The organism is Mesorhizobium sp. USDA 4413 (genome assembly GCF_056280365.1).
Genome location: NZ_JBVPRP010000001.1, coordinates 2763504 through 2786804, shown reverse-complemented (window position 1 = coordinate 2786804; position 23301 = coordinate 2763504). Strand labels below are relative to the sequence as shown.

Sequence of the window (23301 nt, the reverse complement as noted above, 5' to 3'; positions counted from 1 at the left end):
GCGATATTCCAATCCTTGCGAGGCCAATTACCAGGCCGTGTAGCCGCCATCGATCGACAGGATCGCGCCGGTGACGTAGCTCGAGGCCGGCGACGCCAGGAACAGGATCGCCGAGGCGATTTCCTGCGGCTCGCCCAGCCGGCCCATCGGCGTCATGTCGATCCAGGTGTTGAAGAGTTCGGGGCGCTCGCGCATCTTCAGCGTCATCTCGGTGCCGACATAGCCCGGCGCCAGCGCGTTGACGCGGACGCCAGATTTCGCCCACTCGACGGCAAGCGCCTTGGTCATCATGTGCACGGCGCCCTTGCTCACCATGTAGGACGGCGCGGTCTGCGGGCGGTTGATGATCAGGCCCGACATCGAGCCGAGATTGACGATCGAGCCCTTGTTGCGGGCGACCATCGAGCGGCCGAAGGCGCGCGAGGCCCAGTAGACGCCGTTGACGTTGACATCCATCACCAGGCGCCATTCCTCGTCCGGCGTGTCGAGCGCGGTGTTGAGGCGCGCGATGCCGGCGCTGTTGACCAGGACATCGACCTTGCCGAAATCGCTGACAATCCGAGCGGCCATCGCTTCGACGGCCTGCGCATCGGTGACGTTCAGCACGCGGCCCTCGACACTTGCAACCCCGGCGGCCTTGAGCGCTTCGGCAGCGGCTTTCAGGCCATCGGCATTCATGTCGAGAAGCACGATGCGCGCGCCGCAAGTTCCGAGCGCCTTGGCGGCCTCGAGGCCGATCCCGCTGGCGCCGCCGGTGACGACGGCGACGTCGCCCGTCAGGTCGAATTGCGACCGGTAATCCATGCACGTCCTCCATCAGGACAGGCGCGAGCGCGGGCAAAATGCCACCCTCGCCGCCGAAGCAGCGCCGCAAGCTGACCGGTCCTGATAATGCCTTCGGGGTCAGGCTCCTCCCGACCCCACGGCAGGGACGTTACAGAAGCTTCCGGGGCCCGTCAATCTGGTTATAACCAGAAAACGGAATCTTTTTGTATGGGCGCAACTCAGGTTCGATCGACGCCGTTCACGGTCGCCGACGGCTGCTCGACCGCCATGTGGATGCGGGCAACGGAGGAGTTGTAGAAGGCCTCGTAATATTCGAGCGCGGCACCGTCGGCGTCATAGGCGATCGACTCGATCGCGATCAGCGGCGTGTTGGCGGCGACGCCCATCTGATCGGCCTCTTCCTTGGTGGGCAATGCCGCGCGCAACCAGCGATCGGCGCGCTTCACAGTGAGGCCGAAGACGGCGCGGATGGTGCCGAAGACCGACTGGTTTTCCGACAGGATGTTCTCCAGCCCCGGCACGCGATGTCCCGGCAGGCTGATGCGCGTCATGGTGATCGGCGAGCCGTCGGTCATGTAGACGCGGCTGATCCGGACCACGCTGCCATTGGCGGGAATGCCGAAGACCTTCGATTCCTTCTCGCTCGGAGGACAGCGGTAGATTTCCAGCGTGCGGGTCGATACCTTGTGGCCCTTGGCAGTCAGGTCGTCGAACACGCCGAGATTGGCAGTCATGAAGTCGACATGCTCGCGGGGTGCCGCAACGAACATTCCCTTGCGCGGCATCTTGATGATGCGGCCTTCGTTGGAGAGCGAGCCGATCGCCGCGCGCACCACGGGGCGCGAGACGCCGAAGAAATCGCAGAGCGCCTGCTCGGAGGGAATGCGCGAATTGGCGGCGAGCAAGCCGGTGTTGATCGCTTCCTCGACCTGGTTGCGCAACTGCACCCAGAGCGGCGCCGCCTCGTCGCGGTTGAGCTGAACTTTCGAGCCGATCGAGCGGAAAGCCTCGGCCGCCTCGGCGTCCTCCTGATCGTAACGAGGACGCCCGCGCATTCTGGTTGCTTGTTCCATTCGGTCCTGCCGCATTTCATTTGCCGCGACTCAAAAAGCGGCAGCGCCTCCCTAGCGGAGACCACCGGCCATTTTCACGCTCTCCGGCAAGTTTCGCAACCATAGCATGGCGGCAGCCCCCAGAAGCGGCCCGGGAACCAAGAGCAGGAAGGCCCAGCGCCAGCCGCCGATGAAATCGGCGAAGCGCGGCGTCAGCCAGATGGCAAGTACCGTCAGCGCGAAGCCGGCGCCCAGTTGCACCGAAAGTGCTGTGCCGACGAAGCGACGGTCGGCAAGCTCGGTGACGGCGGCGGAGAACTGCGCCGAATCGCCGATCACCGAAACGCCCCAGATGATCGCCACCAGCATGAAAAGCCACAGCGGGCCGGTGAACAGAAACCCCATCAGCAACGCGCAGCTTCCCGACACCAGCATCATGCCGGCAGTGGTAGCGGTCCGGCCGATGCGGTCCGACAGATAGCCGCCAAGCAAGCAACCAAGGATGCCGGAAGCGACGACAAGGAAGGTCGAAAGCGAGGCAGCAGCGGCAGTCCTGATCGCCTGAGCCTCGAAAGCGGCGCGCGTATAGGCAAGCAGCCAGGCCCACATGGCGTAGAGCTCCCACATGTGACCGAGATAGCCGAGATTGGCGAGCAGCAGCGGCTTTTCACGGAACACCTGACCGATGCGCGAAGGCTCGAACACCGCCTTGCCGAAGGGATAAGGGCCCTCCTTGGCGAACAACAGAAACAGCAGCGCGCCGATGGCCGTCGCCACACTGGCGGCGGCGACCACCGGCCGCCAGTCGAGCGCGGTCGAGACGGCGCGGAAAAGATGCGGCAGCGCCGAGCCGACGGTCAAAGCGCCGATGACCGCGCCAAGCGCCAGCCCCCGGTCGCGCGTGAACCAGGTGGCGACCAGCTTCAGCGCCGGCGGATAGACGCCGGCAAGTGCGGCGCCGGTGACGATGCGCGCGGTGATCACGCCACCCGGCCCGGGGTGCAGCAGCAAGCTGGCGTTGGCTAAAGCGGCGACAAGGGCCGCCGCCGCCATCAGGCGGCTGAGCCGCACAAGGTCGGGAAGATTGACCAGGCTCGCCGCCAGCGCGCCGATGACGAAACCGACCTGAACGCCGTTGGTCAGCCAGGCTTCTGCGCTCGCGCCCAGCGCCAGTTCCCGCTTCAGTTCCGGCAGGATCGCAGTCGCCGAAAACCAGGTGGTCAGCGACAGGACGACCGCTAGGCAAAGCAGCAACAGCACGCGCCAGCGCTCGCTGCCGGCCGCCACGCCAAGCCGGCCGTCGCCGACCGTGTTCATGCGCTTTGCAGCGGAACGGTGAAGACCGTGGCCGTTCCGGTGAGGCAAAGTTCGCCCTGGCCGTTGCGAACGCTGGTCTCGATCTTGCAGATCGGCTTGTCGGGGCGCACTTCCTTGACCTCCACGCGTCCGGTAATTTCCTCATCAACGCCGACCGCCTTGACGAACTTCCAGGCGACTTCGAGGAAAACCGTTCCTGGTCCGGGCAAGTCCTCCGCGACCAGAGCATTCAAGATGCCAGACGTAACGCCGCCCTGAACGATCAGCTTGCCGAACACCGATTTCTCGGCCAGTGCGCGGTCGTAGTGGAGCGGATTGCGGTCGCCGGTGATGTCGGTGAAGGCCTCGATATCGCTCATCCTCGTGCGCCGCGTGCGTTCGGCGAAGGCGCCGACCTGCGGACGACCTTTCACGACACCCACCCAACCGTCTTTCGTCTCGGTGCTCATTGCGGCTTATCCTCTGCTCTGGGTTCGACTGGTTTGAAGGCCGGCAGGACACGGCCGCCGATGGCGGTCGGCGCTAGCCGCAGCATGGCCCCGACTTGTAGCTGCTGTGTGCCGGGCAGGATGAAACTCAGCATCGTCGGGCCTTCGACCAGCTCGACCAGGCCGACCACATAAGGCGCGGCCGGCAGCCAGCCGGGATGGCCGGGCTTGTGCACCGCCGAAAAGGATTTGAGCCGCCCCCTGCCCGATGCGTCTTTCCAGACCAGACGCTCGCTCCAGCAATGAGGGCAGATCGGGCGCGGATAGAAAACGCCCTTACCGCAATCCTCGCAGCGTTGGATGATCAGGCGCCCCTCGGCGGCGGCATCCCAGAATGGCTTGGTCAGCGCGGTGATTGTCGGGCCGGCGGTCTTCAGCGTGTTGAGATCTATGGACATCATGCGGCTCCCAGCACGAGCGCGGTCGCTTCGCTCATCGTCGCGCCATTGCCGGTGACCAGCGCAAGCCCGGCCTTACCGATCTGGCGTTCGCCCGCCTCGCCGCGCAACTGGCGCACCGCCTCGACGACATGGGTCATGCCGCCGGCGAGGTCCGGCTGGCCGAAGCCGAGCTGGCCGCCATGTGTGTTGAGCGGCTTGTCGCCCTTGTAGGAAAGGTCGTGGTCGCCGAGCCACGCGCCGAACCCGCCCGGCGCGCAGAGGCCGGCATCCTCGATCGTGGTCGCGACCATGATCGTGTAGCAGTCGTAGAGCGACAGGAGGTCCATCGCATCGGCGTGTGTGCCGGACTGAGCGAGGGCTCTCGCCATGGCGCTTTTCAGCGGACCGGAGGTCAGGCTCGGCGCCTGGCTGACCGCGCGATGCGTGACCTTCTCGCCAGCGCCAAGCAGATGCACGGGAGGCCTGCGCAGCGAGCGAGCGCGTTCGGCGGAGGTGACGACGACCGCCTCGCCGCCGGCGACCGGCATGACGATCTCGAGAAGATGCAGCGGCGAGGCGATCATCGGCGAGGCCAGCACCGCCTCCACATCGGCCGGCTTGCCGAAGAAGATCGCGTCGGGATTGAGCTGGGCGTTGGCGCGCGCGGCCGCCGCAATTATGGCGAAGTCCCGCGCGGTCGAGCCGTACTCCGCCATATGCGCCTGCATCAGCAGCGCGTAGGAGATATTGGCACCCGAGGCGCCGAACGGCACGTCGAACTCCCGGATCGGATTGCGGTTGGGAGAACGGGGCGCCGTCTCCTCGCGGTTGTTTGCGAGCACGCAGAGCACCGCCTCGCACATGCCGGCCTCGATCGCCGCCGCCGCACGCCAGACCATGCCGGCGCCGGACGCGCCGCCGAGATCGACGACGTTGGCCATGGTCGGGGAGAGGCCCAGATATTCGGCGATGGTCGCCGGAACATGCTGCGGCGTCTCGCCGACCTGCGGCCCGACCAGCAACCCGTCGATCGCCGCCGGCTCCAGCCCAGCGTCGAGCACGGCCAGACGCGAGACCTCGGCGATCATCTCCAACGTCGTCACGTCTTGCGTCAGGCGTTGCGGCTTCAACTCGCCGATGCCGACGATCGATCCCCTCAATCGGCTCATGCCGCCTTGCTCCGGTCGAGCGCGCGATATTCCTCGAGGCATGCCGGATTGGCGAGCGAGGCCATGTTCTTGACCGGCTTGCCCTCGAGTGTCGTGCGGGCAGCGCCCTCGACACGCTTACCATTCAGCGTATAGGGCACCGCCTGCACCGCGTGGATGCGATGCGGCACGTGACGTGGCGAAGCGCCTTCTCGGATCGCCTTGCGAATTCGCGCGGCAAGCTCGGCGGTCAGCGCATAGCCGTCATTGAGCTTGACGCAAAGGACGATTTCCTCGTCGCCCTCGGCGGGTGCTCCAAAGACCAGGCAATCCTCGATCTCGGCGAAATTTTCGCAGGCGGCATAAATTTCCGCCGTGCCGATGCGCACGCCGCCGGGCTTCAGCGTCGTGTCGGAACGGCCATGGATGATGCCTGAGCCACGGGCCGTCATTTCGGCGACGTCGCCATGCGTCCAGATCTCGCGGCGCGCGGCGAAATAGGTGGCGTGATAGCGCGCATCGCCGTCCTTGCCCCAGAAGGTCAGCGGCATGGACGGGAACGGTTCGGTGCAGACGAGATCGCCCTGGCGGCCGATGATCGGCGCGTTGCGCTCGTCCATGACAGCGACCGCAAGGCCGAGCCCTTTCACCGTCAGCTCGCCGCGACGAACGGGGTGGATCGGCGAGCCCAGCAGGAAGCAGCCGATGATCTCGGTGCCGCCGGAGATGGAAGCAAAGATCATATCGCGCTTCACGTGCTGATAGACCCAGTCAAATTGCCCAGGCGACACCGGCGCGCCGGCCGACAGCAAAAAGCGCAGCCGCGAGAGGTCGTGCAGGCGTCCCGGCGCGTAGCCCTCGGCGGCAAGCGTGGCCAGATATTTGGGGCTGGTGCCGAAATGCGTGACCCTAGCGCGCTCGGCCATTTTCCAAAGCGGGCTGGGGTCGAGGCCATCGGCCGATTTCAGGATCGGCGCGCCGTCATAGAGCACCACCGCGGCACCGCAGGCGAGGCCGGATATCAGCCAGTGATACATCATCCAGGCGGTGTTGGTGTACCAGCTCATGACGTCGCCGGGGCGAATGTCGCCGTGGAGCAGGTGTTCTTTCAAATGCTGGAGCAGCACGCCGCCGGCGCGGTGGACGATCGCTTTCGGCGCGCCTGTCGTGCCGGAGGTGTAAAGCACATAGGCCGGATGGTCGAAAGGCACGCGCTCGAAACTCAGCGGAGCGTCGCCGCCGAAATCGTCGAACGAAATGCAATCCGCCGCGCAGTTTGGCTGGGGGCCCGGCTCGCCGGTCAGCACCAGCGTTGTCACCGTCGGCATCGCGGCGACGATCTCGGCCAGCCTGCCGGAGATGTCGTGCTCCTTGCCGGCATAGCGGTAGCGCGGCGCGGCGAACAGCACCCTGACGCCGATCTGGCCGAGGCGGTCGACGATCGCGGCGGCGCCGAAATCCGGCGAACAGGACGACCAGATGGCTCCTATGGAAAGCGTCGCCAGAAGCGCTACCAGGCCCTCGACGCGATTGGGCAGGATGCCGCCGACGCAATCGCCCTTGCCGATACCGGCCGCGCGCAGGCCATGCGCCGTCCGGGCGACGAGCCGACGCAACGCGCCGAGCGTGACGGTGCGAAAATGACCGCTCTCGTCGACCTCGATGAGAGCGACCCTTGCCTCGTCGCCGCGCAGCAGGTTTTCCGCGAGATTGAGCGAAGCTTGCGGCAGGAAGCGGCTCCCGGTCATCGGCGCATCGTCGTCGCGCAAGAAGGAGATCGCGCCGGGATCGCCGATGACCTCGGCGAAATCCCACACTGCCCGCCAGAAAGCGCCGGGATCCCCGACCGACCAGCGATGCAGCGTCTCGTAGTCACGCGGGTCGAAGCCGTTGGCTGTCGAAAAGCGCGCAAGATTGGACGATTGGAACGCGGCCGGCGCCGGCGTCCAAAGCACGGATGACATGGATTTCCTCCCGCAATGCAGGCCGGGCTCGATGCCGGGACCTTGCCTGCCGATGCATTTCATGATTATTGGTTATAACCAGAATGTCAAGCGGCGATCCGCCTCTGTGGATCGCGCGGGTCGGAGGATCAGAAATGGATGCGGTTTATATCGTTGCAGCGAAGCGGACGCCCATCGGCAAGCTGAACGGCGCGTTTTCCGACCTCTCGGCTGCGGAACTGGGGGCGCAGCTTATCCAGAGGATGCTGGCGGAAACGCAACTTGCGCCTGACGCCGTCGGCGAAGTGATCATGGGCCAGGTGCTGACGGGCGGCGCCGGGCAGAACCCGGCCAGGCAGGCTTCACTGAAGGCCGGCCTGCCGGTCAGCGTTCCCGCCATGACCGTCAACAAAGTGTGTGGCGCGGGCCAGAAGTCGATCCATCTCGCAGCCCAAGCCATTCGCTGCGGCGACGCCGATTGCGTGATCGCCGGCGGGCAGGATTCGATGACCTCGGCGCCGCACTTCATTTCCGGTGTGCGCGGCGACATCCGCATGGGCGACCGTACCGTGAAGGATTCGATGATCACCGACGGCCTGTGGGACGCCTTCCATCAGGTGCATATGGGTGTCACCGCCGAAGCGCTGGCGCAGCGCTATCAGATCACCCGCGAGGAGCAGGACCGTTTCGCGCTGCGCTCGCAAGAGAAGGCCGAGGCCGCCATCCGGGCCGGTCGGTTCGACGAAGAGATCGTCCCGATCTCGACAAAGGCCAAGCAGGGCGATCTCGTCATCGACCGCGACGAGCATCCCAATCCCTCCACCACCATGGAAGGCCTCGGCCGGCTGAGACCGGTCTTCGACGTGGCGGGAACGATCACGGCCGGCAACTCATCCGGTCTCAATGACGGCGCCGCCGCGGTGCTGGTGATGTCGGAGGCGCGGATGACGGAACTCGGCCTGACGCCCCTCGCCCGGATCGCGTCTTACGCTTCCGCCGGTGTCGAGCCGATGGACATGGGCCTCGGACCGGTGGCGGCTTCGCGCCGCGCGCTCGACAAGGCCGGCTGGCGCGCATCCGACCTCGACGTGATGGAGATCAACGAGGCTTTCGCCGCTCAGGCCATCGCGGTCAACCGCGAGATGGGCTGGGACGAGGACATTATCAACCTGAGCGGCGGCGCCATCGCGCTTGGCCATCCGCTCGCCGGCTCCGGCTGCCGCATCGTGGTGACGCTGCTCCACGAGATGGTCCGCCGCCACGCGCGGAAAGGCCTCGCCTCGCTCTGCATCGGCGGCGGCCAGGGCGTGGCTATCTGCCTGGAGCGATGAGCACGGCGGTCGCCTTTGCTGGGGCCTGCGCGAGAGATGCGCTTTCACCCCGCAATCGCATTGGCGCATGATTTGATGCGGTACCTGCCTGACCAGCAGTCTGCCGGGGCCGGTCCTGCTCGGCCGACGCAATTGCGCAGCGCCGCGCCGGATCGTTTAACGGCCGTGCTGGCGGACCGCGCCTGCGGGCTCTCGACCGGCTAGAAATTCTTCAATGAGCCAAAGAATCTCATCAGTGTTGTTGCCCGCCCAGGGGAGATGATCAGCGCCAGGAAGTTCGACCAAACGTGCGTTCGGTATGCTGGCGGCAAGCTGCCGCCCCCCTTCAATATCAACGCAGGCGTCTCCCGTTCGGTGAATGACCAAGGTCGGAACACGGATGCTGGGAAGGATACCGGTGATATCGATCTCGCTGTTCAGACGCATAAGCGCCATGGCGGCGGCGGGAGTCGCGCCGAGCCGCTCGTATCGTCCCCACCATTCTTGGAATGCCGCATTTCCGACCATCGAGGGAGCGAACATGGGCAGGCTCGCGCCGCTGCCCCAACGCGTATCGATATATTGCAACAGTCTCTGCAAGGCCTCTTCGCTTCTGATCCAAGAGGCAAAGTGCGCGAACGCACCATAGAGCACGAGCGCTTCGCAGCGGTGCGGCTGCGTGGCGGCGAAATAGGCGGCCAGCGAGCCGCCTTCGGAGGGCCCGATGATGGCCGCCCGTTCGACGCCCACAGCGTCCAGGACGGCACGCAAATCATCTACGCGCGCATCAAGGCCAGGAACCCTTTCGACACGGTCCGACATGCCGGTCCCGCGCTTATCGAACATGACGACGCGCGCGAACTGTCCCATGCGGCGCAGAAACCGGGCCATGCTCGGCTCGGTCCACGCGTTCTCGATATGGGTGACAAAGCCGGGGCAGAACACGAGATGGCGAGGACCTTCTCCCCAGACCCGATAGGCGATGTGGACCTCGCCGCTTTTGGCGAAGCGGATCGGGGATACGGAGTCGGCTGAAATTGGTGGGGTCGCGCCGTCCGTGACGACCGCCGCGAACAGGTAGCCGCGTCGCGGAAGAGTCTTGACGATACGCCGCTCTTGATCGCAGATCGCCTCGCGAATGTCCTTTATGCACTGCACGAGCGAATCGTCCGTGACGACGGTCCCGGACCAGACTCTCTCCATCAATTCGTCTTTGGTGACGACGCGGCCAGAGTTCGCCGCCAGGTAACGCAACACTTCAAATGACTTGGGCCTGAGGAAAATCTCCCTGCCGTCGCGCTCCAGCGAAAGGCGTGCCAGATTGAGGGTCCAGCCGGCGAAGTGAAGGTTTCCGGGCAGGTCGGCTTTCATCCGCAATGCCGCCGCGTCCATGCGGCTTGCGGCACTTTCGTCGAAATTTCGGCGAACCATCGTCGGTCTTTCGTTACACGCCGAGCTGCGATCCCTACCATCGCCAGCATGGCATTGAGTGCCTGCGCGGTCACCCGCTCCGGCGCGGCCAAAGATTTCAGCGAAGGAGAATGCCATGCAGCAACGGCAATTGCGAGAGCTGGTCGAGGTTTCGCCGCCTCGGCACGCTCCGGCCGAAGATGTCAGCGGACAGGTGATCGAACTCATCTTCGGGCGATGGCGGAGCCAAATCCTCTATGCGGGAACCAAGCTGGGCGTCTTCGACGCCCTCGCGAGCGGTCCCAAGACCGCCGCCCACGTCGCCAGCGAGCGCGGGTTGGATGCCGGCTTGTTGTACCGGCTCATGCGGGCGCTCGGTTCCCTGGGACTGTTGAGCGAGGATAGGGCCAAAACCTTCTCATTGACCGCGAGCGGCCAATTGCTGCGAGAGGACCACCCCCACAGCCTGCGCGCGATGACCCTGCTGGAAGAAGGCCCCGAGCACTACGCCGCGTGGAAGCACCTGAGCGCCCTGATCACGGAAGGGAGCCAGGACGGCTTTGCTCGCGAGTTTGGCGCTCCCGCCTTCGAGTATGCGGCGCGAAATCCGAATTACGGCGCCGTATTCAACGCGGCGATGAGCAGCTTCTCCGGCATGGACAATATGCTGGTGCTGCAAGCGTTCGAAACTTACGACTTCTCCCGCGTCTCGCATCTCTGCGACGTCGCCGGCGGCCATGGCTATGCCCTGTCCAACCTGCTGGCCAAATACCGGCACCTCAAGGGCACGGTGTTGGAACTGCCTGGCGTGATCGCCAATCGAGAGCTGTTGTGGGCAGCGAAGTTGGGGGTCGCAGATCGCTGCACCTACGTGGCCGGCGACATGTTCCAAGCTGTCCCTTCCGCCGATGCCTACATGTTGAAGCGCATTCTACATGACTGGAACGACGCGGAATGCCTGCAGCTTCTCTCCACCATTCAGCGGACGGCGCCGAAGCAGGCCAGGGTGTTGATCGTCGAGCAGGTCGTCCCCGGCCCGGACATCTCGCATTTCTCAAAACTGTTTGACATCCACATGCTGGTCTGGGGCAGCGGCCGGGAACGCACGGGAGAGGAATACGCTGCGCTTCTGGAAAGATCCGGCTGGAAATATCGCCAGACCTGGTATCCGCCCTCGAAGATGCTGGGCATCGTCGAAGGCGTGAAGGAATAGCGGCGGCTTCCCGGCAGATGGGGCGCCCTCGCTTCGTTGGCGAGGAGAACTGATCGCGATGCGGGGAGATGCTCAGCCGATATAGCAACCTCTCGATGTCGTCTCAGGATGAGCTGATTGTCCGTCTGCTTGTCCCGCGCGATGTTGCGGAGCCGAGCGAGTATCGATGCTGGAAGATTCGCTGGCCTATCCTTCATCGGCAACCGTGCTTTCAAGATAAGGACGAACGACACTCCAGATGCGCAGCACCTGCGCATATCGAGCAATGTCGTCGGGCTTAGCCTTTCTGGACCGCCAGCCCATGCGAAGCGCTTCCATTGCAACGTCGAGGCCGACGGCGTTGCGGAAGCGGGAGCAGTCCACGATCGACTTGGCCGGATCAAAGATGCGTACAGGCACCGAATCGATGGTATAGGTCTTGACGCCAATGGTGCGCGCCTTTTCGCCGAAGCGAGCAATCCGGATCGGCGGATAGTCAATCGTCGGCTTGCGGTCCTTGGAGCCGATTGCGATTCAGACGCTGCGCGGCAGCTGCAGCGTGATCTCATGAAACTGGAGCGCCGATACGAGACAGATCACGTGATCAAGCAGGTCGATCAAGAATGCCCCCTCCTCACCGGGCGGCCCAGGCGACCACAAGATCTTTGGCTTCCTGACGACCAGGCCCAATGCTCTGATCGCACCGATCCACGAGAAGGCAATGCCGGTGATCCTGACCACGCCGGAGGAAACCGAATTGTGGCTTACCAGCCATGGTCGGAGGCGAAGAAGCTGCAGCGGTCGGCGCCGGACGACGCGCTGGTGATCGAACTGAGCCGCCGCCGCAGGGCCCTTGTTCAAACGGAGAATTGCCATGGACCAGATAATCACCCTGGACAGCCGCCAAGAAGCGGTGTTGCAAAAGGTAGCCGATGGGTTCGTCTCTCTGCACAAGGCGACACGATGAAGGCGCTGAAGGAAATGATCGTGCTCAATGGCCGCCTGCAGGACCAGATCGACGCGCTCAAACGCCGCCAAAACCATTGAGCGACGAACCAACCGGAGAGCTTGTTGCGCCGCGTGATCGCGGACCTCTCGGGCACAGTTGCGAGCATGCCGGATGCGGCAAGGATGCCGGTTGGGGTTTCGCACGACCAAGGCAGCCGTCGCATTGGTTCTGTTTTGAGCACCGCGGCGAGGGAGAGAAGTTCCTGTGACCAGCCCGCCTAGAGGCGCCGCCTACCCGGACCGCGAAGTCGACTGCCAGGAGACGATGGACCCTGGCTTCCAGGCGATGGTCGAGTGCATGCTCGAAGCGGGGTGGACCCGCGGCGAGGTGATGGGGTCACCGCGGCGCCTGATTGCTGCCGACAACATGGCGCAAAGGAAAAAGCTCGACGCCAATCTGGCGATTACACGAGCTAGGTTGCGGGCTGGCAAGGAGCACTAGACGAAGGATTCCGGCCGCCACGACCGGCGCGAATACAGTTGGCGTGTTGCAGAAATGCGATATCGCGTTCGATATCGCGATGTTAGCACTATTCCCGGGATTTTTGCTTGGGGACTCTTCAATGCGCTTGGTTTCCATTCTTTTCGCCGGGTTGCTTTCGCTCTTCGCCGGTTCTGCCCTGGCCGCCGACGCCGTGGGCGCCGAGCCAATTTCGGCCGTCAATTGGTCGGGCGCATATATCGGTGGAGTTGCCGGCTATGGCTGGGGCTCGGAAACCTACGACTACTCCTTTTTCGGGCCATCCTCCTCGGTTGATTTCGATGCCAACGGATTCGTCGGAGGCCTGACTGCTGGTTATAACTGGCAGCACGACCGCTTCGTGATCGGTGCGGAGGCCGACGTGTCTTTCGCGAATATCAAGGGCGATGTGTTGGTGGCCGATCCGCCCTGCTTAATTGAAGGTTGTGCCGCAAAGGTGAGCTGGTTCGGGACCGGTCGCGCCCGCCTAGGCTATGCCTTCGAAAACTTCCTTCCCTATGTGACAGGCGGTTTTGCCGTCGGACGCGTCAAGGGATCGGCGGATCTCGGGGCATGTGGCTTTGTCGGCAACTGCAGCTTTAGCGATACGCGCTGGGGTTGGTCGGCCGGCGCTGGCATCGAGTGGGCGATGAATCAGCACCTGTCGTTCAAGGCAGAATACCTGCATGTGGATTTGGGAAAGCCGGACTTTAACGCCGCGACCGTCACGACCGACGCCATCAACTTCGATACGGTTCGCGTCGGCATCAACTACCACTTTTGACATGCGCGGGATTCTGTGACGTTCTCTCAGACCTTCCAAGCACGTTTCAGCGAGGCGTGACGCAGCTTCTCCTCGCCCTTGAGCGTCTCGACCTCGCCCATCAGGCCGGGTTTCAGCCACTCGGCTTTTTCCTTCCTCAGCTCCTTGGGCGGCTGCGCGCCGGTCAATCCCTGCACCAGGCCCCAAAGCCGCTGTCGCTGTTCCTGCTTGAAGTTGACGACGGCCGCGCCAACGTATCGGCCCCTATCCGCCATCAACAGGCGGACGGCTTGGCCAGGGTCGCGCTGGACGCCGATGATCTCCAGCGTCTTCGTCTGGAAACACTTCACCTTGTGCCAGTCGGTGGTTGGGCCGCTGCAGTAGCGGCTGCCCTTCCGCTTCGAAACCGTTCCCTCCACGCCGGCCATGTCGACCAGGTGAAAAACCGCGTCGCCCGTGCCCGGCCTAGCCTCGCTGAACTGGATGCGGTTGTCGGCGGGCATTAGTCCCTCTCGCGCTGCGAGGACTGAGGTCAACGCAACCTGCGACGGTCTCTATTCAGGATTGTGAAAGAGCCCGCCTGCCATGGGTGCCAAGCGGGCTCTTTATCGGGCCTCCCTGCGGATTCGCATTCCAGTGTGGGCCTGGTTGCGATGAACCCCGCCCGACGCAGCGCGCGATACAAGCAGCCTGTCCGCGCACCGCCTGTTGGTCAACTTTACCCCGGGCCCGATGTTCCATTAGCGATTGCTTGACTAAGCTGCCTGCGAGGCGGACTAATTTGCGCAACCCGAGGGCGCACCGGCCAGCCCGGCCAACGGCTTCCGCGATCACACCATGTCCGGACCATGATGTTTTAGCTACTTTGCATATGCGGCGGACCACGGTTCGCCAGGCCGGCGCACGCTTCAGGCAATCTCCCCAACGAGAGGCGCCGGCCACCCTTAGCCCGTCGCCAGGTGTGGGGGCACACCAGCGGCGGGCTATCGGCGAATATTAGCGGTCGCTTGACGAACCCGCAGGCCGCGCCAGAGTCATGGCATGGCGAAGGGCAGTATCAAAGTCGGCGATACGGTTGCGATCACCGCAACGATCCGCAAGCGCGTAATAGAGGACAGGGTAGGCGTGCTGATCCCGTCCTATAACCAGCCGCATTCGATCGTGGACACGTCGCCAAACATCAGCAGCGGCCAGAAGATCGAGCTAACCGGCGAAGTCCTGCGGGTCGACGATGACACAGTAACGGTCGGCGGCAAGAAGGCGCCGCGGCTCCGATCGAGGCCGGCGCCCAAGAACTCGCCGTATTTGCCAGCGCATCGGAGACCTTTGCCCGCAAGAACACCAATTGGACGATCGCGCAGAGCATCGAGCGGTTCAGGCCGGTGACGGCGCTTGCCGCCGGTCATGGGCTCGCTGTGAGGGGTTACGTCTCCTGCGCCGTCGACTGCCCGTATGAGGGGGCCATCGAGCCGGAAGCGGTGAGAAATGTCTCCGAGCAACTGATCGGCATCGGCTGCCGCGAGGTGGCCGTCGCCGATACGATCGGACGCGCGAGTCCCGAACGGGTCGATCGGATGCTGGCCGAAGTCACCCGTGGCATTGCTGCCTCGCACCTTGCCTGTCACTTCCACGACACGTCGGGCCAAGCGCTGGCGAACATTAATGTCGCCTTGGCTTTCGGCATCCGGATCTTCGACAGCGCTATCGGCGGGCTGGGCGGCTGCCCCTATGCGCCGGGTGCGGCCGGCAATGTCGCCACGGAGGCCGTCGTCGCGCATTTGACGCGGCTCGGCTACGACACCGGAATCGACACCGGGAAGCTGGCGCACGCCCGCGCCCTGGCGATGCGCCTGAAGGCCGGTGCGGATTCGCGCGACTGACTCACCGCTTTGGGCACGGGCTCCTAATGGACCGCGGCATACATGATTGCCTCTTCCGTCGCGTTGCGGCGGTCCATTTCCTCGACGATCTTGCCCTGACGCGCAATGAGGATCCGGTCCGACAGCGTGAGGATTCCGGCAGATAGGAGGAGATCACCGCGATCGCGATTCCCTGGTCGGCGAGCTGGTTGATGAAGGCGTGGATCTCGGCGATGGCGCCGACATCGACGCCGCGCGTCGGCTCGTCGAAGATCACCAGCTTCGGCTTCTGCACCAGCGCCTTGGCGATGACGACCTTCTGCTGGTTCCCGCCTGACAGCTCGATGACCTTCGCATTGGGGTCGATGGCGCGGATGTTCAGACGCTTGCGCCAGTCTTCAGCGAGCGAGCGCGCCTGCTTCATCGATATGATGTTCAGGCCGCCATAGGGCTGGCCGCCGAGATGGCCCATATAAATGTTCTCGGCGATGCTCATCGTCTCGAAAAAGCCCTCGGCCTTGCGCTCCTCGGTGACGTAGACGATGCCGTCGCGGACGGCGGACGCCGGCACCAGATAGCGCTTGGGTTGGCCGCCGATCTTGACCTCACCGCCGTGGAAGAAGTCGCGCTTGAGCACGCCGCTGACGACTTTCAGTGTCTCGGTGTGACCGGATCCGACCAGGCCGAAGATGCCCGTCACCTGGCCGGCATAAAAGCGAGAAGGACGTGTTGCGGACCATATTGCCTATCGACAGATTCTCGACCGACAGCACTTTTGGCCCGCGCGGACGCGGCGCGAGGGTCCGCGAAGCGCCGCTGTAGATCTCATCGGTGAGCGTACGCCCGACCATCGCCTTGTCGGACGCGACCAGCCTGCCGTCGCGCAGGCGATCCGCCACCAGCAGCGCTTCCTCCAGCGCATGCGAGATGAAGATGATCGAGACCCCTTCCTCCTTCAGCTTCTTGATCAGCTTGAAGAAATAGCTCTTCTCCTCGGGCGTCAGCGTCGCCGTCGGCTCGTCGAAGATGATCACCTTGGCCTTGTGGTGAACCGCCCGCTCGATCTCCACCATCTGTTTCTGGGCCGCGCCGAGCGAGCCGACGACGGCGGAAGGATCGACATGGAAATTGAGCGACTGCAGAAATTGCTGCGCCGAGATATAGACTCCGTGCAGGCGATTGAGCGGCTTCTCCTTGCCGAGATAGATGTTCTGAGCGACCGTCATCGATGGGACCAGGCTATTCTCCTGGTAGACCATGGCGATGCCCTTCGCGAGACCCTCGGCGGGGTGCTGAGGCGTTCCTCCCGGCCATCGATGAACAGTTTGCCACTGCTCAGCGGATAGACGCCCGCCATGACCTTGGTGAGCGTGGATTTGCCAGCTCCATTTTCGCCGAGCAAAGCATGGATCTCGCCAGGCAGCAGCCGGTTCTCTTCCCAGCCGAAATTGGCGACGCCGACCGGGCCATAGTCCTTCAGCACCTTGGTGAAGGCGTCGAGCGCGGCGATACCCTCAGGCGTCGCCAGCGCCGACTTGCCGCTCGCGTCGAGCCGCCGAAACCCCACAGATAGGCGGCCCAGACATAGACGCCCTGGATGCCCTGCTGGCCGCGCATGGTGATGCCGGCGATCTGCTTGTGGGTCTTTTCCGAGATGGTCTTGGCAGCGTTCTCGATGTCCTCGAAGGTCTTGGGCGCGGCCAGCCCATACTGCTCGAACAGGTCCTTGCGGTACATGACGAAGGTGCTCTCGCTGTAGACCGGCAGGCGACCACGACGGCGGCCACCGAGGTAAGCATGAACTGGTTGCCGATACCGAGCGAGGGCGAGCCCGTATAGGCGGTGAGCAGCAGCCCGCCAAGCGCCGCAGTCAGCGCCGACAGCACGTAGGCCGAGAGCCTTATCTTCAGCGTCGACACGCCCATCATCGCCGCGGCGCGCGGATTGGCGCCGGTGGCATAGAGCCGCCTGCCCCAGACCGTCTTGCGGGTCATCACCAACAGCACCAGCGTCAGCGCGATCCAGAACAGGGTGAGCACGGGCATGCCGAGCAACGCGCCATTGCCGAGCCACTGGAACGAGGCCGGCGTACTGCCAGACCGAGCTCCCCCGGTGCAGACAAGCGCGGCACCGAACAGGATCGAGTTCATCCCAACGTCGCGATCAGCGGCGTGATGCCGAGCGCTGCGACCAGCAGGCCGTTGACCGCGCCGGCGGCGAGCGTCAGCGCGACGGTCGCCCCGACGGCCAGCGGAATGTTCTCGCCGAGACCCGCCATCAGGCTGGCGGCGACGATGTTGGTCAGCGTGACGATGCCGGCCTGCGAGAGGTCTATGCCGCCGGTCAGCACCACGATCGTTTGCCCGGCGGCAATGACGCCGAGGAAGGACGCGACCTGCAGGATGTTGAGCACCTGCGCGGCGCTGAACATCGCCGGCTGCAGGATGCCGGACACGACATAGAGGCCGACCACCGTCACCCATACGGCGCCGAAGCTGGTCAGGACCTGGAGGGCGCGCTGGAACGGCACGGGGCTACTCTCCCGATCGCGCCCGCTGGCGCTCCTGCACGATGACCGCCAGGATCAGCAGCGCGCCCTTGGCGAGCAGCTGGTAGAAGGTCGGCACGCTGGTCAGGATCATGCCGTTGTTGAGGACGCCGATGATCAGCACGCCGAGCATGGCGCCGACGATCGTGCCCTTGCCGCCCTGCAGCGCGCAGCCGCCGAGGATCGCGGCGGTGATGGCCTCGAGCTCGAGTCCCTGGCTGCCCGAGGCAGGCTGCCCGGACATGGTGCGGCTGGCGAGCACCAGGCCCGCGACCGCGGCTGCGAAGCCGCTCATCGCATAGATCGAGATCTGGTAGCGGCGGATCGGAATGCCGGCGAGCCGCGCCACCGTCGGATTGCCGCCGAGCGCGTAGATGTTGCGGCCGACGACCGTCTCGCGGGTGAAGACGATGAAGGCCGCCATCGCGGCGATCAGCAGCCAGATGGCGAAAGGCAGGCCGAAAAGCGTGCCGATGCCGAGCGCCCGCAGACTGTCGCCGGTGATCGGGATCGAGTTGCCGTTGTTCATCAGATAGGCGAGGCCGCGGAAGGCCGACATGGTGCCGAGCGTCGCGATCACCGCGTTTACGGGGCCGTAGACGATGATCAGACCGTTGATCGCGCCCGCCACCAGTCCGGCGAGCAGTCCGGCCAGGATGCCGGCCGGGATCGAGCCGGTTTCTTGGGCGGCGACGGCAAGCACCATGGTGCTCAAACCCACGATCGAGCCGACCGAGATGTCGAGCCCGCCGGACACGATGACGACGGTCTGCGCCATGGCGAGGATGCCGAGAATGGTGACCGCGAGCCCGATATTGATCAGGTTGCGCGGGGTAAAGAACACGTCGGGCCTGAGCGCGCCGAAGATCGCCACGAGCACGGCGAGCGCGATCAGCAGGCTGATGTTCTGCGCGCCGATGCGGCCGAACAGGGTTGCCGGCGCGCGCTCGCGGCCGGCGGTCGCGGTATCGGTCACGATACCCTCCTTTCGATTGTCTCTTTGCCCGAGCGCATGGCCAGCGCCAGCACGGCCTCTTCGCTCGCCTCCTGCCAGGGAAGCTCGCCGCTGATGCGCCCGCCCTGCATGACGAGCACGCGGTCGGCGAGGCCGAGCAGCTCGGGCATCTCCGAGGAGATGAGCAGGATAGCGAGCCCCTGGTCGGCCAGGCTTTCGATCAGCCTGTAGATCTCCGCCTTGGCGCCCACATCGATGCCGCGCGTCGGCTCGTCGAGGATAAGCACCGCCGGGCCGCGCGCCTGCCAGCGCGCGAAGACGACCTTCTGCTGGTTGCCGCCGGAGAGTTTTCCGACGGCCTGTTCGATCGACGGCGTCTTGACCCTGAGCTCGGCGACGTGGCGGGCGACCAATGCGCGCTCGCGCCGGCGGCTGAAAAAGCCGTAGCGCGATACCTTGTCGGGCACCACGAGGCTGACATTGTCGCGCACCGCCTGCATCAGGAGCAGCGCTTCCTGCTTGCGGTCCTCAGGCACCAGCCCAATTCCGGCCGCCACCGCGTCCGCCGGCTCGCGCGGCGTGTAGGGCCGGCCGCCGACCGCCATCCGCCCGGAGAGCAGTGGATCGAGGCCGACGATGGCGCGCGCGACTTCCGTCCGTCCGGCGCCGACCAGGCCGCCCAGCCCGACGATCTCGCCCGCCCTGACCTCGAAGCTGATCCCTTCGACACGGCGTGTCGTGACATCTTCCAGCGCCAGCCGCACTGGCCCGAGCGTGCGCTTCCTGCGGTTGAACAGGTCACTCACCGGCCGCCCGACCATCAGCCGCACCATGCGCTGCTCGTCGAGCGCTGCGATCGGCTCGTCGGCGACGCGGCTGCCGTCGCGCATCACCACGCAGCGGTCGGCAAGCTCGATGATCTCGCGCAGCCGGTGCGAGATATAGATCACCGCAACGCCGTCGGCCTTGAGGCGCCGGATGACGCGGAACAGCCGCTGCGCCTCGTCCTCCGTCAGGGACGAGGTCGGCTCATCGAAGGCCAGCAGCCGCGCGCCGGGCCGCAGCGCCCGCATGATCTCGATGAGCTGCCTGAGCGCCGGGCTCAAGCCCTGGCAGCGCTGCCGGGGCGAAAGCACATCCACCACCCCGAACGCGCCGAGCAGCTCGAGGCTGCGCCGCTCCAGATCGGCGCGGTCGAGGAACAGTCCGCCGCGCGCCTTGATGTCGCCGATAAAGATGTTCTCCGCCACCGTCAGCTCCGGGATGATCTCCGGCTCCTGGTGAATGACCCGGATGCCCAAGCCATGCGCCGCGCGCGGCGAGCTGAGCTGCACCAGCCGGCCGTCGACCAGAAGCCTGCCGCTGTCGGGGCGATGCTCGCCCTCCAGCACGCGCATCAGCGTCGACTTGCCGGCGCCGTTCTCGCCGATCAGCGCGGTGATCTCGCCCGCGTTGAAGGCGACCGACACGTCGCGCAGCGCCTGCACGGCCCCGAAGCGCTTGCTGACGCTCTCGACGGAAACGAGGGGCGCGGTCATCTGCGGGCGGCTCCACAGGAAGCCGCCCGCCCGAAGGCCGTCCGCCATACGGCGGAAAGAATGCCTAGGACTTGCAACCGAGCGTATCCTTGAACTTGGCGAAGTTCTCGCCGTTGATCAGGGTGGCATCCTGGAAGTAGTCCTTCTGCATCCCCTTGCCGGTGGCCTGATCGTAGAGCGCCTGAACCGCGGCTGCGCCGTGCTTGGCGCTGTCCAGCCACATCGTGCCGCGGAAGCCCGAGGGCTTGCCGGCGCCGAAGGCCTCGCAGGAACGCGAGCCGTCGATGCCGATGCCGATGACGTTCTCCGGCTTCATACCGGCATTCTCGGTGGCGCGAACCCCGCCGAGCACGCCGTCGTCGTTGCAGGAGAAGAAGATCCACTTCTCGGCGTCGGGATTAGCCGTCAGCGTCGTCGACACCACGTCGATCGAGTTGACCATGGGTGTTGTCGTAGGGGATCGAGACGATGCGCGACTTGATCTCCGGGATCGCCGCGACCAGCGCCTCCTGCGCGCCCTTGTTGCGGCGCATGCAGGTGTCGGCCTTCTGGTCCTCGATCGAGCCGACGCGGACCTTGGAGAGGTCCTTGTCCCAGCCTTCCGCCTTGGCGATGCGGGCGATCTCGGTGCCGACCTGCTTGCCGATGTTGAGCGCGTTCATGCCGACATAGGCGACCGGCGTGCCGTCGGCGAAGGCGATGTCGTCGTCGACCGCGATCAGGCCGATCTTGGCGGCCTTGGCCTTGTCGGCGACAACCGGGCCGAGCGAGCGGTCCGGCACCACCACGGCGATGCCCTTGACGCCGTCCCCGACATAGGTGTCGAAAGTGGTGACCGCGAGGTTGGCGTCGAACTGCACATCCTGGACCAGCAGGTCGACGCCGAGCTCGGCCGCCTTGTCCTTGGCGCCCTTCACCTCGCGCACGAACCAGGGATGGTCGCCCATCTTGTTGATATAGCCGAACTTCATCTTGTCCTGCGCGCCGGCGCCGTGGACCGCCATTGCCACGGCAGCGGTAGCCGCAACCGCAAGGCAGGCCTTGATTATGCGTTTCATGGTTTCCTCCCAATCGGTCCCGGCCGGCGGGACGTGATCTGCTTCAGATGTTCCGGCGACCGGCCGCCGGCGCGAAACCTCATTCGTGGTAGAGAACCGAGCGGCCGCCATCGATGACGATGCAGGCGGCGTTGATGAACGGCGCCTCGTCGGAGCCGAGGAAGACGGCGGTCATCGCCACCTCCTCCGGCCGGCCGATGCGGCGCGGCGGATGCAGGTCGTAGGTGCGCTGGCGCTCCGCCTGCGGATCGGCAAAGGTGTTCCAGTAGTCGACCGCGATCTGCGTCTCGATATAGCCCGGCGCAATCGCGTTCACGCGGATGCCTTCGGCGGCGTATTGGATGCCGAGCGACCGCACCAGGCCGAGCAGCCCGTGCTTGGCGACCGGATAGGGAAAAGTCGAAGGGATGATCGCGAAGGAATGGCAGGACGCGATGGCGACGACCGAACCTTGCTTTTGCGCCCGCATCGCCGGCAGCACAGCGCGCGCCGAATACCACACGCCGTCGAGGTCGACGGCGAAGCAGCGCCGCCATTCCTCCTCGGTCGTTTCGAGCGGCTCGTGGAAGACGTTGATGCCGGCATTGGCGACCAGCACGTCGATGCGGCCGAAGGCGGCGAGCGCCTGCTCGGCCACGGCCCCGCAGGATTTGCTGTCGGCGACGTCTGTCTCCACGAACAGCGCCCGCGCGCCGCTTTCGACGAGCGATGCGGCAACGCTCCTTCCGGTCGCCGCGTCCTTCTCGGCCACGACGATCGCTGCGCCCTCGGCCGCCATCGCGCGCGCCGTCGCCTCGCCGATGCCGCGGCCGGCGCCGGTTATGATCGCCACCTTGTCCTTCAGACGCCCGGCCATCGTCACCAGTCCACGATGGTGCCGTCGGCAAGGACGGCATGAGTGGTGTGCATGATTTCGGGCCTGTAGGGATGCCGGTCGGCGGCCGCCTCGTCGACCTCGACGCCGAGTCCCGGCGCGTCCGGCACCTGCCAGCAGCCGTCGAGCATGCGGATCGGCCCCTTCACCACCTCGAAATACCAGGGCACGGCGCCGACCATCTCTTCCTGGATCAGGTGGTTGGGCGTTGAGACAGCGAAATGCAGCGCCGCCGCGCCTGCGATCGGACCGAGCGGATTGTGTGGCGCGACTCCCACCGAAACCGCCTCGGCCATGGCGGCGATTTTCTTGGCCTCTAGCAGGCCACCGCAGTGGCAGATGTCTGGCTGCACGATATCCACCGCCCTTACCCGGAAGAGATCGTCGAACTCAGGGCGATCGATCAGCCGCTCGCCGGTGGCGATCGGCACGCGTGACTTGGCGGCGAGCTGAGCCAGCGCGCCGGTCTCGCCCGGCGGCAGCGGCTCCTCGACGAACATCGGCCGGTGCGGCGCCAGCGCGTCGATATAGGCGAGAGCTGTCGAGGCCGAGGCGGGACGGCCATGGAAATCGACCATGATTTCCACTTCCGGCCCGACTGTCCTGCGCAGCGCCTCCATGAGGCGGCCGACCTTTTCGACGTCGGCCAGCGGCGCGTGATAGTGGCTGTAGGGAATGAACACGGCTTTCAGCGCCCTATAGCCTTTCGAGACGACCGCGGCGGCACGCTCAACCAGCGGTTCCTCGTCGAGCGTCTCGTAGACAGCCTGCATGTCGCCGAGGCCGAGATGCGTGTAGACCTTCACACGGTCGCGCACCTTGCCGCCGAGCAGGCGCCAGACCGGCTGGCCGAGCGATTTGCCAAAAATGTCCCAGAGCGCCAGCTCGATGCCGGAGATGGCCGACATGCCGATCACGCCGAGCCGCCAGAACGAGTGCTTCTTGAGGATCCGCACGGCCTGCTCGATGTCGCGCGGATCGCGGCCGATTAGCAGCGGCGCGAGGTCGTTGACGGCGCCGACCACGGCTTGGGTCTTCCATTCCAGCGTCGCTTCGCCCCAGCCGTAGAGACCAGGCTGGTCGGTCTCTATGCGCACGAAGACCCAGTTGCGCATATCCGCGTTTACGACGCGCGTGGTGATCGCCATGATTCTCAAGCGCAACTTCTCCCGACGCACTTAGATCATATGATGCCGGATTATCATATGATCT

The 23301-nt window shown here is 65.1% G+C and carries 24 protein-coding genes and 3 pseudogenes; 7 read left to right on the top strand and 20 right to left on the bottom strand.

The features are described 5' to 3' along the window. Positions 1-27 precede the first annotated feature (27 nt). From ACVMIM_RS13355 to ACVMIM_RS13325, 7 genes are all read right to left on the bottom strand, one after another. Entirely contained in the window at positions 28-804 is a 777-nt protein-coding gene (locus tag ACVMIM_RS13355) for an SDR family NAD(P)-dependent oxidoreductase (protein WP_476112407.1), read from the bottom strand. Positions 805-1004: 200 nt separating this feature from the next. Then, positions 1005-1841 carry a GntR family transcriptional regulator gene (locus ACVMIM_RS13350; RefSeq protein ID WP_040998155.1) on the bottom strand — a complete coding sequence of 279 codons (837 nt, stop codon included), beginning with the start codon at positions 1839-1841 and terminating at the stop codon, positions 1005-1007. 69 nt (positions 1842-1910) lie between these two features. After that, positions 1911-3155: an MFS transporter gene (locus ACVMIM_RS13345; RefSeq protein ID WP_476112405.1), complete on the bottom strand. Its 1245-nt coding sequence runs from the start codon at positions 3153-3155 to the stop codon at positions 1911-1913. Further along, positions 3152-3604, bottom strand: a complete 453-nt coding sequence (locus tag ACVMIM_RS13340) for a MaoC family dehydratase (RefSeq protein WP_052458707.1) — start codon at positions 3602-3604, stop codon at positions 3152-3154. The genes ACVMIM_RS13345 and ACVMIM_RS13340 overlap by 4 nt, the downstream gene beginning before the upstream one ends. Beyond that, positions 3601-4041 carry a Zn-ribbon domain-containing OB-fold protein gene (locus ACVMIM_RS13335; RefSeq protein WP_476112403.1) on the bottom strand — a complete coding sequence of 147 codons (441 nt, stop codon included), beginning with the start codon at positions 4039-4041 and terminating at the stop codon, positions 3601-3603. Before ACVMIM_RS13335 ends, ACVMIM_RS13340 begins: the two co-directional genes overlap by 4 nt. Continuing rightward, positions 4041-5192 carry a thiolase family protein gene (locus ACVMIM_RS13330; protein ID WP_476112401.1) on the bottom strand — a complete coding sequence of 384 codons (1152 nt, stop codon included), beginning with the start codon at positions 5190-5192 and terminating at the stop codon, positions 4041-4043. Before ACVMIM_RS13330 ends, ACVMIM_RS13335 begins: the two co-directional genes overlap by 1 nt. Beyond that, the gene (locus ACVMIM_RS13325) at positions 5189-7135 is read right to left on the bottom strand and encodes an acetoacetate--CoA ligase (protein ID WP_476112399.1); all 1947 of its coding nucleotides are present in this window, start codon (positions 7133-7135) and stop codon (positions 5189-5191) included. Before ACVMIM_RS13325 ends, ACVMIM_RS13330 begins: the two co-directional genes overlap by 4 nt. 134 nt (positions 7136-7269) lie before the next feature. Between ACVMIM_RS13325 and ACVMIM_RS13320 the strand changes: the two genes are divergently transcribed. After that, a complete protein-coding gene (locus ACVMIM_RS13320; RefSeq protein ID WP_476112397.1) occupies positions 7270-8445 on the top strand; it encodes an acetyl-CoA C-acetyltransferase in 1176 nt (391 codons plus the stop codon). A 156-nt stretch (positions 8446-8601) separates the two neighbouring features. Here the strand turns inward: ACVMIM_RS13320 and ACVMIM_RS13315 are convergent, their stop codons facing one another. Then, positions 8602-9855, bottom strand: coding sequence for an alpha/beta hydrolase (locus ACVMIM_RS13315; protein WP_476112395.1), 1254 nt, complete (start codon positions 9853-9855; stop codon positions 8602-8604). Between the two features lie 115 nt (positions 9856-9970). Between ACVMIM_RS13315 and ACVMIM_RS13310 the strand changes: the two genes are divergently transcribed. Further along, positions 9971-11047 carry a methyltransferase gene (locus ACVMIM_RS13310; RefSeq protein ID WP_476112393.1) on the top strand — a complete coding sequence of 359 codons (1077 nt, stop codon included), beginning with the start codon at positions 9971-9973 and terminating at the stop codon, positions 11045-11047. Between the two features lie 186 nt (positions 11048-11233). Here the strand turns inward: ACVMIM_RS13310 and ACVMIM_RS13305 are convergent, their stop codons facing one another. Further along, positions 11234-11446, bottom strand: a complete 213-nt coding sequence (locus tag ACVMIM_RS13305) for a type IV toxin-antitoxin system AbiEi family antitoxin domain-containing protein (RefSeq protein ID WP_476112391.1) — start codon at positions 11444-11446, stop codon at positions 11234-11236. 223 nt (positions 11447-11669) lie between these two features. Here ACVMIM_RS13305 and ACVMIM_RS13300 point away from each other — a divergent pair. From ACVMIM_RS13300 to ACVMIM_RS13290, 3 genes and pseudogenes are all read left to right on the top strand, one after another. Further along, positions 11670-11854, top strand: a pseudogene (locus ACVMIM_RS13300) (SOS response-associated peptidase); the annotation flags it as partial. A 385-nt stretch (positions 11855-12239) separates the two neighbouring features. Continuing rightward, entirely contained in the window at positions 12240-12476 is a 237-nt protein-coding gene (locus ACVMIM_RS13295; RefSeq protein ID WP_476112390.1) for a hypothetical protein, read from the top strand. Between the two features lie 121 nt (positions 12477-12597). Continuing rightward, complete coding sequence (locus ACVMIM_RS13290; protein WP_476112388.1) at positions 12598-13278, top strand: outer membrane protein; 681 nt, start codon at positions 12598-12600, stop codon at positions 13276-13278. A gap of 26 nt (positions 13279-13304) precedes the next feature. On the opposite strand, the gene ACVMIM_RS13285 is transcribed toward ACVMIM_RS13290, so the two are convergent. Further along, on the bottom strand, positions 13305-13760 hold the full coding sequence (locus tag ACVMIM_RS13285; protein WP_476112386.1) for a hypothetical protein: 456 nt from the start codon (positions 13758-13760) through the stop codon (positions 13305-13307). Between the two features lie 538 nt (positions 13761-14298). Here ACVMIM_RS13285 and ACVMIM_RS13280 point away from each other — a divergent pair. Together ACVMIM_RS13280 and ACVMIM_RS13275 are read left to right on the top strand one after the other, a co-directional pair. After that, entirely contained in the window at positions 14299-14643 is a 345-nt protein-coding gene (locus tag ACVMIM_RS13280) for a hypothetical protein (RefSeq protein ID WP_476112384.1), read from the top strand. Then, entirely contained in the window at positions 14532-15137 is a 606-nt protein-coding gene (locus ACVMIM_RS13275) for a hydroxymethylglutaryl-CoA lyase (RefSeq protein ID WP_476117207.1), read from the top strand. Before ACVMIM_RS13280 ends, ACVMIM_RS13275 begins: the two co-directional genes overlap by 112 nt. Positions 15138-15160: 23 nt before the next feature. Here the strand turns inward: ACVMIM_RS13275 and ACVMIM_RS13270 are convergent. The 10 genes and pseudogenes from ACVMIM_RS13270 to dgoD all read right to left on the bottom strand — a co-directional run bounded on the left by ACVMIM_RS13270 (position 15161) and on the right by dgoD (position 23237). Further along, a pseudogene (locus ACVMIM_RS13270) lies at positions 15161-16599 on the bottom strand (sugar ABC transporter ATP-binding protein). After that, positions 16593-16853: an extracellular solute-binding protein gene (locus ACVMIM_RS13265; protein ID WP_476112382.1), complete on the bottom strand. Its 261-nt coding sequence runs from the start codon at positions 16851-16853 to the stop codon at positions 16593-16595. The pseudogene ACVMIM_RS13270 and the gene ACVMIM_RS13265 overlap by 7 nt, the downstream one beginning before the upstream one ends. An 83-nt stretch (positions 16854-16936) precedes the next feature. Further along, positions 16937-17161, bottom strand: a pseudogene (locus tag ACVMIM_RS13260) (ABC transporter permease subunit); the annotation flags it as partial. Between the two features lie 101 nt (positions 17162-17262). Then, positions 17263-17646: an ABC transporter permease gene (locus tag ACVMIM_RS13255; protein WP_476112380.1), complete on the bottom strand. Its 384-nt coding sequence runs from the start codon at positions 17644-17646 to the stop codon at positions 17263-17265. Between the two features lie 4 nt (positions 17647-17650). After that, positions 17651-18640 carry an ABC transporter permease gene (locus ACVMIM_RS13250; protein ID WP_278050295.1) on the bottom strand — a complete coding sequence of 330 codons (990 nt, stop codon included), beginning with the start codon at positions 18638-18640 and terminating at the stop codon, positions 17651-17653. Beyond that, complete coding sequence (locus ACVMIM_RS13245) at positions 18637-20157, bottom strand: sugar ABC transporter ATP-binding protein (protein ID WP_476112378.1); 1521 nt, start codon at positions 20155-20157, stop codon at positions 18637-18639. Before ACVMIM_RS13245 ends, ACVMIM_RS13250 begins: the two co-directional genes overlap by 4 nt. Positions 20158-20221: 64 nt before the next feature. Then, positions 20222-20599, bottom strand: a complete 378-nt coding sequence (locus ACVMIM_RS13240) for a type 1 periplasmic-binding domain-containing protein (protein WP_476112376.1) — start codon at positions 20597-20599, stop codon at positions 20222-20224. After that, a complete protein-coding gene (locus ACVMIM_RS13235) occupies positions 20556-21215 on the bottom strand; it encodes a substrate-binding domain-containing protein (protein ID WP_476112374.1) in 660 nt (219 codons plus the stop codon). The genes ACVMIM_RS13240 and ACVMIM_RS13235 overlap by 44 nt, the downstream gene beginning before the upstream one ends. A 79-nt stretch (positions 21216-21294) precedes the next feature. Further along, on the bottom strand, positions 21295-22071 hold the full coding sequence (locus tag ACVMIM_RS13230) for an SDR family oxidoreductase (protein ID WP_278050292.1): 777 nt from the start codon (positions 22069-22071) through the stop codon (positions 21295-21297). Positions 22072-22073: 2 nt separating this feature from the next. After that, a complete protein-coding gene (gene dgoD / locus ACVMIM_RS13225; protein WP_476117205.1) occupies positions 22074-23237 on the bottom strand; it encodes a galactonate dehydratase in 1164 nt (387 codons plus the stop codon). Positions 23238-23301 lie beyond the last annotated feature (64 nt).

What these genes read in the sequence shown, in the direction of transcription:
- ACVMIM_RS13235 (WP_476112374.1), bottom strand. Translation starts at nt 21,215, where the DNA reads ATGAAACGCATAATCAAGGCCTGCCTTGCGGTTGCGGCTACCGCTGCC.
- ACVMIM_RS13330 (WP_476112401.1), bottom strand. Translation starts at nt 5,192, where the DNA reads ATGAGCCGATTGAGGGGATCGATCGTCGGCATCGGCGAGTTGAAGCCG.
- ACVMIM_RS13355 (WP_476112407.1), bottom strand. Translation starts at nt 804, where the DNA reads ATGGATTACCGGTCGCAATTCGACCTGACGGGCGACGTCGCCGTCGTC.
- ACVMIM_RS13230 (WP_278050292.1), bottom strand. Translation starts at nt 22,071, where the DNA reads ATGGCCGGGCGTCTGAAGGACAAGGTGGCGATCATAACCGGCGCCGGC.
- ACVMIM_RS13325 (WP_476112399.1), bottom strand. Translation starts at nt 7,135, where the DNA reads ATGTCATCCGTGCTTTGGACGCCGGCGCCGGCCGCGTTCCAATCGTCC.
- ACVMIM_RS13345 (WP_476112405.1), bottom strand. Translation starts at nt 3,155, where the DNA reads ATGAACACGGTCGGCGACGGCCGGCTTGGCGTGGCGGCCGGCAGCGAG.
- ACVMIM_RS13290 (WP_476112388.1), top strand. Translation starts at nt 12,598, where the DNA reads ATGCGCTTGGTTTCCATTCTTTTCGCCGGGTTGCTTTCGCTCTTCGCC.
- ACVMIM_RS13310 (WP_476112393.1), top strand. Translation starts at nt 9,971, where the DNA reads ATGCAGCAACGGCAATTGCGAGAGCTGGTCGAGGTTTCGCCGCCTCGG.
- ACVMIM_RS13240 (WP_476112376.1), bottom strand. Translation starts at nt 20,599, where the DNA reads ATGGTCAACTCGATCGACGTGGTGTCGACGACGCTGACGGCTAATCCC.
- ACVMIM_RS13320 (WP_476112397.1), top strand. Translation starts at nt 7,270, where the DNA reads ATGGATGCGGTTTATATCGTTGCAGCGAAGCGGACGCCCATCGGCAAG.
- ACVMIM_RS13335 (WP_476112403.1), bottom strand. Translation starts at nt 4,041, where the DNA reads ATGTCCATAGATCTCAACACGCTGAAGACCGCCGGCCCGACAATCACC.
- ACVMIM_RS13285 (WP_476112386.1), bottom strand. Translation starts at nt 13,760, where the DNA reads ATGCCCGCCGACAACCGCATCCAGTTCAGCGAGGCTAGGCCGGGCACG.
- ACVMIM_RS13280 (WP_476112384.1), top strand. Translation starts at nt 14,299, where the DNA reads ATGGCGAAGGGCAGTATCAAAGTCGGCGATACGGTTGCGATCACCGCA.
- ACVMIM_RS13245 (WP_476112378.1), bottom strand. Translation starts at nt 20,157, where the DNA reads ATGACCGCGCCCCTCGTTTCCGTCGAGAGCGTCAGCAAGCGCTTCGGG.
- ACVMIM_RS13350 (WP_040998155.1), bottom strand. Translation starts at nt 1,841, where the DNA reads ATGCGCGGGCGTCCTCGTTACGATCAGGAGGACGCCGAGGCGGCCGAG.
- ACVMIM_RS13315 (WP_476112395.1), bottom strand. Translation starts at nt 9,855, where the DNA reads ATGGTTCGCCGAAATTTCGACGAAAGTGCCGCAAGCCGCATGGACGCG.
- ACVMIM_RS13265 (WP_476112382.1), bottom strand. Translation starts at nt 16,853, where the DNA reads ATGTACCGCAAGGACCTGTTCGAGCAGTATGGGCTGGCCGCGCCCAAG.
- dgoD (WP_476117205.1), bottom strand. Translation starts at nt 23,237, where the DNA reads ATGGCGATCACCACGCGCGTCGTAAACGCGGATATGCGCAACTGGGTC.
- ACVMIM_RS13340 (WP_052458707.1), bottom strand. Translation starts at nt 3,604, where the DNA reads ATGAGCACCGAGACGAAAGACGGTTGGGTGGGTGTCGTGAAAGGTCGT.